The sequence below is a fragment of the Paenibacillus sp. FSL R7-0026 genome (assembly GCF_038004485.1).
Lineage (GTDB): Bacteria > Bacillota > Bacilli > Paenibacillales > Paenibacillaceae > Paenibacillus > Paenibacillus xylanexedens_A.
On the sequence record NZ_JBBORG010000001.1, the window covers coordinates 1,679,582 to 1,690,349 of the forward strand.

Here is a 10,768-nt window from a genome sequence, read left to right on the forward strand (position 1 = left end):
CTTGGCGAACATACACTCCTGCTTTTTCTAATCCACTTACTTGACTTTCCTTTTTCGTTTTACTCTGGCGGGTTTTTGCGAAACGGGCTTGGGAATGGCTGACTTTTTGGACGTTCCGGGAGGTCTGTTGCGATATACCCATAAGGCGTACTCCAGCGGTTGAGTGATGGCTTTATAATAGATATCCCGCTCCCCGATGCGAGCGAATACTTCACGCGCAGGTTTGGGATTAACTTCAAGCAGGTAGATACGTCCGCTTCTGTCAATCGCCAAATCCAGTGCCAGTTCACACAGGTCCCCATACGTATCTTCCAGAAACGAAGCAACATCAATGCCAAACGTTTCTGCAGTTGTGTTAATTTCTGCCCGGAGGTCGTCATCTTCGATCCATTGCTTCATGAGTCGGTTCATCGCTATTGCCTGACCGCCGCCATGCAAATTGGAGGTCACGCTTTTTTCTGCACCCATGCGTCCAGCACATCCAGTAAGCTCCCATTGTCCTTCACCGTTTTTCTGAACGAGCATGCGATAATCATGCACACGTCCATTCGGAAGCTGAAGTTGAATGCCCTTTTGTACAAGATACTTGTCTTTCATGTTCCAGTGCTGGAGCAACGCGCCAAGTCGTGATAAATGAACTTTACGTGGAGTGATGATACGACGCTTCTGATCCCGCCCCTGAACAAGCACCGTATTCGCTTCGCTACTGCTGCGTTCAATGCGCAGTATACCACGTCCGCCTGTTCCATTAATGGGTTTTAGGTAGACCAGAGAAGAAACTTTGAGCATCCGGTTTACATCGGACATATCTTGAAATAGAGCGGTTTCCGGCAGGTGTTCACGAAAGTTGGCTTTTTGTAAAAGGGTCTGGTGGATGGTCCATTTATTGCGCAGTGGCCTGTTCAGAAAGAGCAGATGCCCATATTTCTCACGAAAGGCAAGCAATTGCTGGAACCTTCGGTTACGCTGAATCCGGCAGCGATCAAAGATCAGGTCCGGGAATGATCGCCACTCCCTGGACCAGCCTTTTCCCTCATGAAAAACCATGGCTTCAATTTGTTTGCCGCCGGGGTGTACGTCGGCTGGTGTGAATACATAGATATCGAGTCCCCGCTTGCGCCCTTCAAGAATCATTCTGCGATAAACGCTTCGTTCTTCAAGAGCGCGATGTTCATTTAAGTACAACGTCATAATGCCCAGAACAGGTGAGGACACAAACAATCACCTTCTTTTTGCAGTATTCCTGTCTATCATCGTTTAGACTGACGGGCAAGATAAGCGCTGTAGTGAAATATACGTTCCAATGACCGCCGTCTGATCTGTGGTTCATCAAACTTCATGGGCTTTGCATTGGCTTCGAAGAACCAGAGTTCCCCCAGATCATCAATGCCCAGATCCATGGACATTTCTCCGAGCGTGTAACCTGATCCCCGTTCGACCTGTCTTGCGATCATTAATGAAGTGGACTTCACTCGTTTCATCAGGGTTGTTGACATTTCTTCGCCAAAAAGATCGGTCAGCAGCTTCTCAGGGTCTTCTACGCTCCCGCCGCGCGGCACATGCGTTGTAATGCTGCGGGAGCCAGCAAGTCTCGCTCCTACACCGGTTACGCTCCATTGGCCCTTGGTGTTCTTTTGTACAAGAACACGCAAATCGAAGGGGCGTTTACGAGAGGATGCCAGTTCAATGCCTTGTTGCATGATATAGGGCGTAAGTCCGGTTTCTTTGCGAATTCGTGCCCATAACTTGGCAAGTGTAGATGCTTTATAGGTCGTGCTTCTACGTGTGGTTTGTATTTTGAGTCGATAGGGAAGCCGTTCTTTTTCCTGGAATTTAAGCATCATGATTCCTTTGCCAGCTTTGCCACTCTCGGGCTTAAGGTACAGATAGGGATACGCCCGTAGAACGGCACCCAGAGAAGAAGCACTTCGCATCCGCCGAGTATAAGGGATCAGTTGCTGAGTCGATTTGGATTTCTTGAGCCATTCGAACAGATCCCATTTGTTGAAAAAGAATGGGTTATACAGTTCGATTCCTGATTGCATGCATTCGTCAATTTTACGCTGAACGGAAGGTTTTCCTTCGTCTTCCCGGTTGGGAATACGATTGTACAGAACATGGGGAAGGGGGAAAGGTTGTGAAACCCACTTTCCACTCCCCTTGTTGTACGTGTATCCTTTCACGGTGGGACCACTCACGTTCAGATCTCGTACAGTTACAATGTACACCACGTATCCCATGCTCTCGCCTGTCTGTAAGATATCCTGAAAATTTTGATGATTTCCCCTGAACATGCGCTGTTTATCATGCATGGTCAAAACAGCAATGACAGGTTTGAAATCATCATGGAGGGTCATCAAATCTCTTCCTTCTTCCGGAACTTGCTCAAATACAGGCAGTGTTCCAAGATGTGCTCCACCGACGATTTGCCCTCCACCCGGAGTGAAGGGTGACGGAAAATGGAGCGCCCGGGTTTGGCGTTCGCTTCGAACATCCATACATGTTCCTCCTGATCAATGCCCAGATCAAAGCCAATCTCACCAATCAGATGCTGGTGCTGGGTTTCAATCGCCTGGGCCAGTGTAATAGCGACGGATTTGGCCTGCTGAAGAACTTCTCCCGCACGATCGCCGAAGTTGCGACTGAGCGCCTGCTCAGGAGTCATTAGGGAGCCGCCATTTTTGATGTGTGTTGTGACGCTGCCACGTCCTGCCTTTTTGGCTCCAATCCCGACAACAACCCATTGATTGTTACCGTTTTTGTGCATGTGAAAACGGAAATCAATTGGACATTCATCAATCTCAATTAAACGTATTCCCTGCTGAACTACATATCCGCGTAGCTGTTTGCCATGTCTACCCTGAAGCATGCGCATCAGACTGTTGAAGGAACCAAAACGCAGGAGTGCATTACCACCTTTTTTGCGATAACGTGCGAAATATCCGCGTTTCGGCGAATAAGTCAGGCGGTAGATCCCGTTCCCCAGACTTCCTGCAGTAGGCTTATAGTAGACGAACTGATGGCGTTCCAACATTTCCTTCATCTGTTCAACGGAAGGATTGGTAATTGATTCTGGGATATACCGTCCTGCTGCCGGCTCGTTCTCCAGCAACGTATAGATATCCGATTTGTTGAAGAAGCTCCAGTTGAAGAACGGAATTTTTCGGCGAACAAATCGTTCCCGCAGTTGGTTGATGGCTGGTGAGAAATCTGAGCGTCTGCTCGGCAATCGGTTGTAGACGACATCGGGCAGAGGTACCGTTCTACGGGTAAAGCTTCCGTTCTCATTCAGAAAAAAACCGGATACCGTCTCATTCTGCCAATTGATATCCCGGGGAGTAAAGGCATAAATATAGGATTTTCGACTACCTTCACGGAGTAACTGTTTGATGAAACCAGTACGGGAACCGAATGGATTCGTGCTCGTCGCAGGCCCATCAGAGAGTACGCCGATCAGTGGACCTAACTGGACCTCATCATTTTGCAAATTCCGGAGATAAATACTGCCCCGTTTGGGAACGTTCATCATATTACGGATACCTGAAGCGAGATACAGATGTTTACCTGCTTTTTTGATTGGTTTGATCGTTGCAGGTACCCGGTCACGCCCGAAGCGAAGGTGCACCGTTTTTTTGCCGGACAGGTTGAGGCTCTTCATTAAAGCGTTGGATACATAAACCACTTTATCCGGTTGCTTGGTGAAATGCAGATTGCAAAAGGTCAAACTCATGATTTATCCTCCTATCCTGAAAAGATCCTTGGGCTCCATGGCAAGCGGGCGCTGCGGGCCTCAGCCGCCGTGAATCGGGATGGGTTTCAGGCCAGCTTTGCTGGATGTATTCGGCAATTTCATTGGACGAAAGACGTCCGTGAGAACATGTTGTTGCAACAGATAACGGGCATAGGCAAGCGGCCGAGTATAAGTTAGGATATGCATGCGTCGGTCGCCCGCTTCTGCGAATGAGGTGCGGCCTGGTTTGGAGTTGACTTCAATTAGCCAGAGTTGGCCCTCTGCATCTGCTCCGAAATCAAGCCCCAATTCGGCTAACCTGCCGAAACGGCTTTCCAGCAGGGTGGGGATAAGAGTAGCAGTCTGCCGGATGCTCTTCAGCAGAGTTTCCGTGCGGATCGTTCCATATCGCTGGAGCAGATATGCGTGGGCAGGATATGCTTTACCCCCACCGTGAAGATTGGACGTGAGTGAACCTTCGGGTCCTTCCCGTACCATACATCCGGTAAGCGTCCAGCGACCTTGCCCATTCTTTTGCATTAGAGCCCGTATGTCGAATGCTCTTCCATGATGGCTAAGCTCCAGATATGGCTGCACGATCATCTTACGCTCAGCCTGATGTAATGCTAGCCAGGAAGATACAGCCTGGGTATGGTTGAATGTAAGAAAAAAGGGTTCATTGTCCTCGTTACGCCCCTCCACGACCCATGTTGATGGAGTCGCTCCCTGAGACAGGCGAAAGGTATTTTTGCCATGAGTCCCGGATACCGGTTTGAAGAACAGTCCTTTGGGCCAACGGTCCAGCCATGTTTCCCAAGGAATATGCGATCCTATCCGGGTTGTGGGAGCAAGTTGTGACCTCAATTCAGGATTTCGGGACAACACACGATGTACCTCCCATTTTCCTGGAAGGGAAGAAGACCAATAACGGTGTTGATCTGTGCCGTTGGTTGGTATCCATTCCTTAAGCTGTTGTCTGACGTACCTGGAGATAGGGCGAAGACAACGATCCATAATGAGATCGACTGCAGGAACAGGTACCGAATTCCACTTCCCTTGATGATAGACATATCCCCATTGAAGAGGGAGATGGACTGCATCATTCGATATCGGGATCACAATAATCTGAAGGGCGTATTTCATGCTCCCCAAACTGAGACGACGGCAGAAAAGTTCATCCGTAAAGGGAGGTGAGCCTTCGGTTGCACGTACCAGAATGGCCAGTGTCTTGGTCTGAGATAATGGAAACATTGCGCTGCACCTCTCCTCTATCAGATTTGTTTCCAATAGGGAATAACTTTTCAAAAACCCGCCAGGTACGTAGAATATTCAAGCATGGCTTTGACGGAAGGGCGGATCTTGCTCTCACTCAGTGGTGTATTATCATTCTTGGATGGTTTGGAGTTGACTTCGAGCAGCCATACGCGCCCAGTGGTGTCTAGAGCCAGATCAATACCAAGTTCACCAAAATGAGCAGGGATGGCACTTTCGATCCCTTTTGCGATATCCAGTGCTGCGGTGTGCAATCCTGCATATGCGGAAGCTTTGGCTGATCCAGACAACTGTGTTTTGGCAACAGCATCCTTGACGGTGCTAAGACTTCCACCCCGTGCCAGATTGGATACGTAGTGACTTCCGCCCGCAATCCGGGCGACGATGGAGGTTACACTCCATTTACCTGTACGGTTCTTTTGCACGAGCGCACGGAAATCCACGGGTCTGCCACTGTTGTCAATGAGAGTCAGCCCTTGTTGGATCTGATAACGCGTTGTTTTCATTTTCCCCGACATACTGGCATACAGTTTATCCAGAGAAGTATACGTTTGTTTCCGGGTACCCCCGACGCCAGTCGCCAGAGTCAGGAAGCTTCCGTCAGTCTGACGTGAGACCCGGATGATCCCTTTGCCTAAAGAACCACGTACGGGCTTCAGAAATACAACCGGATGTCGGTTGCACATCGTCTTGAGCATGGCGGACGTCTTGAGCAAATGAGACTCGGGAAGAACTCGTTTAAGCGTTGAAATGGACTTGAGTGCGTCAAACACTTCGTTTTTGTCCAGAAACTTTTCATTGAAGGTTTGCGTGCCGTAGAGCGATTTTACTTCTTTCATAAAATGCTGTACGCTAGGTTTGTTCTCAAGCTTGCGGGACGTTAGCCGGTTATTGACGACGTCTGCTACAGGCAGAACAGTCTTTTTCCAGCCGTCATCATACACCCAGCCTTTCATATAACCCGTTACCGCTCCAATATCCTCCGGTGTGAAAAAGGATACATAGGCGCCTTGCTTACGGCAGGCGTTCACCAGTTCTTGACAGAACATCGTGATGGAGCCAAAGGGCCGATCGGGCTGATCGGGATAATCCTGGCTAACCAGTACACTGATGTAGGGTCCAAGGCGAAGCGTACGGCTGGCTGAACGATAGGATACCCTCAGGACCGAACGCGGAACGAGACCGGTCTTGCTGGCAACTGTCTGATTGATGCGCAGCCCGTCATACCTTGGTACCGGAATAACAGTGACTTCGCGGCGGAAAGAGCCAAATTGCAGCTGAAGCGGCCTTCCTGAAGGGATTTTAAGCGCCTTAAGCACCCCTTCGCCCAGCATGATGACGTCGTCCTGCAGGATGCCCGAGCCGGTAACCTGAATCGTTACTTTTTTAGTGGACATCACGGATCTCCTTCCGGGCGGCAACTTGATGTCTGATCTCGAAGTTGAACGGCATCTGAACATGGCATGTGCTTCATCATATGAGGACATATAACCCTTGGTGATTGACCCATATGGATTAAATGCATTTGATTTTGAGGCAGGTTATGGATGGCCTGTTTCAGATCGCCCTTGTTTGACAGGAGAGAAAAGCGTGTATTAACACGGATGAACAAACCAATCTGAGGAGGAATAATAGTGAACATTTATGACAAAGCCAATGATTTGGCCAAAGCACTGAGAGAAAGCAGCGAGGTGGAAGAGATTACTTCCGCGATGAAGCTGATTGAAGCTGATCCGGATGCAAAAGCAATGCTGGATAACTTCCGTGATCAACAAATGGAATTGCAACAACGTATGATGAGCGGGGATATGCCAGCTCCGGATGAGATGGAGAAAATGGAGAAACTGTTTGAAGTACTGAGCTTGAATCTGAACATCCGTCGCTTGTTTGATGCGGAGCGTCGCCTCAGTGTCATCATTGAAGACGTGAATAAAATTATTGCTGATAGCCTGGGTCATCTGTACGGTGGCGCTGAAGCGTAAAAAGGTAGTTCAAAAAGTCCACTTTTGATTACGAAGGATGCCTAGCGGCATCATCAGCATCGAATATGAAATTCAGCCGAAATAAGCGGGGGCTTACGAAGGTTGTTTCCTTCGGAAACATTGTGGTTGCTCACGTAGTTCTCCTACGCTCCGCTACTCCATTTCTAGCTTCATTCCATCTTCTCGGTACTGAAAACTGATCTTTTTGAACACGTACTAAAAGGTTGTCTTGTTTTTTGCCTGAACCTTTCATATTAGCTCTTTATCGTTCATAGACTAGACATATAGAGTCGATCAAGAACGAAGGAGCTGTGAATGGTGAAGAGGTTGAAAAAAGCAAAACATGTGATCTATCTGCTTATTGCGTTGTCGATGCTGGTCATTGCACTGCCGCGGATTTCCTTTGCTGGAGGAATGGACTGGGTTAATATTTTTGGCATCGTATGGGTGCTGTTCTCCTTATTAATCGTTGGTGCACATCTGCATTTTATTCTCGGTGTTGATGAAGAGAAGAAACGTGCACTGGAAGCCGTTCGCCGGGCGAAGCTGCGGCAGTGGGAGATGAAACTGCTGGACAAGCAGGAGCGGAGCGAGTCTGTATAAGGTACACAATGAGATCCAACATGGAAGACCGGAATCCCTTGATACAAAGGGTCCGGTCTTTTTTGGTACATACAGAATTAGCGGTTAATCGGATGATTAAATTCAGATGGCGAACTTGCCTACGAGAATGGGTAGGGGTGGGGTTATTTTCCTAAAGCCGTGTTATAATAGATACAGTATAGTACAGATGCATCTTCGGGGGTGGTACAGTTGGACGGACAAGAAGAGAACGTAACGAAGCATGAACAGTTACTTCAACATATTGAACAACTGAAGGTTGGCAGTAAAATATCAGTACGTGGACTCGCGCGGGAGCTGGGTGTAAGTGAAGGGACAGCGTATCGTGCGGTGAAAGAGGCGGAGAACTTCGGGCTGGTCGTGACCAAGGAACGAATTGGAACGGTACGGATCGAGAAGAGACCTCGGGGCATGTCGGAACAGTTGACCTTTGCTGATGTTGTGACCATTGTTGAGGGCCATGTGCTGGGGGGGAACGAAGGTCTCGCCAAACCGCTGCACAAGTATGTGATTGGCGCGATGAAGGAACAGGCAATGGCCCGTTATATTGACGCTGGGAGTCTGCTGATTGTGGGTAACCGTGAAGATGCTCACTCGCTTGCCCTCGAACAGGGAGCGGGCGTGTTGATTACGGGTGGTTTTGGGACAAGTCGTGAAGTAAGAATTATGGCTGACGAGCTTGGGCTACCGATTATTTCATCCAGACATGATACATTCACGGTGGCTTCAATGATTAACCGTGCGATCTTCGACCGGCTGATTAAGAAAAAAATTATGCTTGTTGAGGATATCATTGGTCAGAAACCTCGCTTGCAGGTATTGAAGGTGACCAGTTCAGCCGCAGATTTTCATATGTTGGTTTCAGAGACGGGTGAACATCGTTTCCCGGTCGTGGATGAATGGAACCGGGTCATCGGGATTGTGAGTCTGAAGGATGTCAGTGAGCTGAAAGAAGATCAAAGTATTGAGAAATGCGTGATACGCCGCCCGATTACGGCCTCATTGCAGACATCTCTTGCTTCTGCTGCCCAGATTATGACCTGGGAAGGCATCGATTTTCTGCCAATCGTGGATCGGAATCGCAAACTGATTGCGTCCGTCACACGCAAGGAAGTGCTACAGGCCATGCGGGATGCACAGAAGCAGCCACAACTGGGAGAGACGTTTGATCATCTGATCTGGAACGGGTTTGCCGAGGAGCGCGGTGATCAGAATGAACTGTTATTTCACGGATTCATCATTCCTCAGATGGCAACGGATCTGGGTACGATCTCCGAAGGTGTTCTGTTGAATGTGATGACACAGGCTGGCCGGCGGGCAGCGTGGGATGTTACAGGGAACGACCATGTGGTGGATAATGTAACAACTTATTTTGTTCGACCGGTACAGATTGAGGATCAGATCCTGGTTCGACCGTTAATTCTGGAAACCAGCCGTCGAACGTGCAAAATGGACATTGTGGTTACCCGTGAAGGCAGTGTGGTATGCAAAGCGGTAATGACATTGCAGTCGATTGACCATGCCTAATAGGGTACGTTGCCTCGGGCATAAACAAAGAGAGTACTCCCTGATCAAGAAGCTCTGCCGGGTTGCGCTGTCGCGCGGTTCTGGCTTCGCTTAACGAAGGGGAAGTACTCTCTTTTTGCACACATAACAAAAGCGCTTCAACGAATCATGCAGATTGTCCGGAGGTTGTACCTGATCCATTACTGGACCGTTGTTGAAGCCGCGCATAATAACTGCGGTTACGTATTCCGGCAAATACATTATACGCACCCATAATCAGAAATAGCGCTTCCACAACCACAGATAAAGTGGAACCTGTGAAGACAAACATCAGAATCAGTGCAAGCACGACAAGCATGCCACCCATCCAGATATTTGTCCACGAACGGTACAGACCGGCGCTGGTAGCATCCGAACTTCTGTGTGAACGAATACTGTTCAACGCTGCAAAAACCATGGCAACAGCAAAGATGGCGATTAGTGCATATTTGAGTACATCAATGAACACAAAGACGCAGCTCCTTTTCTGGAAAGCATTTACTGCCCTTATTGTACCATGCAGAGATGCAGACAAGGGCAGTTTTTTGCTGTTAAGCAGGAACGTGCATGCGAATCTGTACCCAAACTTGCAGTACGCCTTCCATAACCAGCATCGTTTTGACCTGAACGGTGTATTCCTTTTCCCTGACCGAGTACACTTTCTGATTCAGCATGATTCGCGTCATTTTGCTATACTCATCGATGTTGAATACATCTCTGCCCCGAAGTACCTCAAGTTCGTCTCCGAGCTTCTGTAACATCACTTTCAGAGAAGCTTCGTCTGGCCCCTTATCCGATTCTTCTGCACGGACCTTGATTTCCTTGATAACGGTTTGGCGTTTACTGTATTTTTTCAGCGTTTTGATATCCTCCTCATTCTGATGCAGCTGAAGCTGCAGCTCCTGATTGTTCAGCCACAACGCATTGTAACTCAGGTGAAATACGCCGTTGTAGACGACACATCCAGCGATCATTCCCAGAACAAACACAGCGGTCATTCGCATCAGCGGGCGGTAACGGGAAAATGGCGGAACTCTCATGAACGCTGTTCCTGTCTCATATTAGCTCCGGCCTCCGCCGCACACCCATTTCACTAGCTCGGTTCCCATATGCGCGCCCATAAAAGCAGAGATCAAATACAGGATTTGTTTGACCGCCGGAGACAGGTTACCATCCAGGAAATTGCTCTCGATGACACGCATGGGATCTATTGTGCCGCCAACAGCGGCTGCGAGTGCCCATATCTTTATTTTTCCAGAAATATCGAGCATCGTCTGTGTCGGAGGCTGAAGAGAGATCACTGCTCCAATACCTCCGATCATCGCGCCGCCCAGCACGATTCCAAACGCAATAAAGAAATCAAGAATGGCTTTGGACAAAAATGTGCTCACTGGCAACACCCCTTTCAGACCTAGCAGCACACCTCCTGTCTTCGGTCTGTCACAGGGGGAGCGGCTTGTACTTCTATTGTATGGGCGTGCCCCCGAACGTTATGATAAAATAGAATAATAAAGTCTCCTTTTAAGAGGTTGTCACGAATTTTAATAGGTGATTCCATTTTTTTATTTATTTAATTCATATATATGAGATAGATAGGGTAGCAGACGGATCAGAAGAT

Annotated in this window: 11 protein-coding genes; 3 read left to right on the top strand and 8 right to left on the bottom strand. The window is 48.6% G+C overall.

Annotated features, from left to right (window positions below; translation table 11 throughout):
* Nucleotides 1-36: 36 nt before the first annotated feature.
* The 5 genes from MKY44_RS07650 to MKY44_RS07670 are packed head-to-tail and all read right to left on the bottom strand — an operon-like array spanning nucleotide 37 to nucleotide 6,399.
* Nucleotides 37-1,215 carry a YheC/YheD family endospore coat-associated protein gene (locus MKY44_RS07650; RefSeq protein WP_341006635.1) on the bottom strand — a complete coding sequence of 393 codons (1,179 nt, stop codon included), beginning with the start codon at nucleotides 1,213-1,215 and terminating at the stop codon, nucleotides 37-39.
* A gap of 35 nt (nucleotides 1,216-1,250) precedes the next feature.
* Complete coding sequence (locus MKY44_RS07655; protein ID WP_341006636.1) at nucleotides 1,251-2,357, bottom strand: YheC/YheD family endospore coat-associated protein; 1,107 nt, start codon at nucleotides 2,355-2,357, stop codon at nucleotides 1,251-1,253.
* Nucleotides 2,357-3,730, bottom strand: coding sequence for a YheC/YheD family endospore coat-associated protein (locus MKY44_RS07660; RefSeq protein WP_338593327.1), 1,374 nt, complete (start codon nucleotides 3,728-3,730; stop codon nucleotides 2,357-2,359). Before MKY44_RS07660 ends, MKY44_RS07655 begins: the two co-directional genes overlap by 1 nt.
* A 60-nt stretch (nucleotides 3,731-3,790) precedes the next feature.
* The gene (locus MKY44_RS07665; protein ID WP_341006637.1) at nucleotides 3,791-4,981 is read right to left on the bottom strand and encodes a YheC/YheD family endospore coat-associated protein; all 1,191 of its coding nucleotides are present in this window, start codon (nucleotides 4,979-4,981) and stop codon (nucleotides 3,791-3,793) included.
* Between the two features lie 50 nt (nucleotides 4,982-5,031).
* Nucleotides 5,032-6,399, bottom strand: a complete 1,368-nt coding sequence (locus tag MKY44_RS07670; protein WP_074094376.1) for a YheC/YheD family endospore coat-associated protein — start codon at nucleotides 6,397-6,399, stop codon at nucleotides 5,032-5,034.
* A 237-nt stretch (nucleotides 6,400-6,636) separates the two neighbouring features.
* Between MKY44_RS07670 and MKY44_RS07675 the strand changes: the two genes are divergently transcribed.
* The 3 genes from MKY44_RS07675 (at nucleotide 6,637) to MKY44_RS07685 (ending at nucleotide 9,132) form a co-directional block, all read left to right on the top strand.
* Nucleotides 6,637-6,984 carry a YlbF family regulator gene (locus tag MKY44_RS07675; protein ID WP_036609862.1) on the top strand — a complete coding sequence of 116 codons (348 nt, stop codon included), beginning with the start codon at nucleotides 6,637-6,639 and terminating at the stop codon, nucleotides 6,982-6,984.
* Between the two features lie 318 nt (nucleotides 6,985-7,302).
* The gene (locus MKY44_RS07680) at nucleotides 7,303-7,587 is read left to right on the top strand and encodes a hypothetical protein (protein WP_085981456.1); all 285 of its coding nucleotides are present in this window, start codon (nucleotides 7,303-7,305) and stop codon (nucleotides 7,585-7,587) included.
* Nucleotides 7,588-7,797: 210 nt separating this feature from the next.
* Nucleotides 7,798-9,132, top strand: coding sequence for a DRTGG domain-containing protein (locus MKY44_RS07685; protein ID WP_341006638.1), 1,335 nt, complete (start codon nucleotides 7,798-7,800; stop codon nucleotides 9,130-9,132).
* Nucleotides 9,133-9,277: 145 nt separating this feature from the next.
* Here the strand turns inward: MKY44_RS07685 and MKY44_RS07690 are convergent, their stop codons facing one another.
* From MKY44_RS07690 to MKY44_RS07700, 3 genes are all read right to left on the bottom strand, one after another.
* The gene (locus tag MKY44_RS07690) at nucleotides 9,278-9,619 is read right to left on the bottom strand and encodes a YtpI family protein (protein WP_341006639.1); all 342 of its coding nucleotides are present in this window, start codon (nucleotides 9,617-9,619) and stop codon (nucleotides 9,278-9,280) included.
* 82 nt (nucleotides 9,620-9,701) lie between these two features.
* Nucleotides 9,702-10,190, bottom strand: a complete 489-nt coding sequence (locus MKY44_RS07695) for a hypothetical protein (RefSeq protein ID WP_036609856.1) — start codon at nucleotides 10,188-10,190, stop codon at nucleotides 9,702-9,704.
* Between the two features lie 21 nt (nucleotides 10,191-10,211).
* Nucleotides 10,212-10,541 (bottom strand): YtrH family sporulation protein, encoded by a 330-nt coding sequence (locus tag MKY44_RS07700; RefSeq protein WP_026081169.1) that lies wholly within the window; start codon nucleotides 10,539-10,541, stop codon nucleotides 10,212-10,214.
* Nucleotides 10,542-10,768 lie beyond the last annotated feature (227 nt).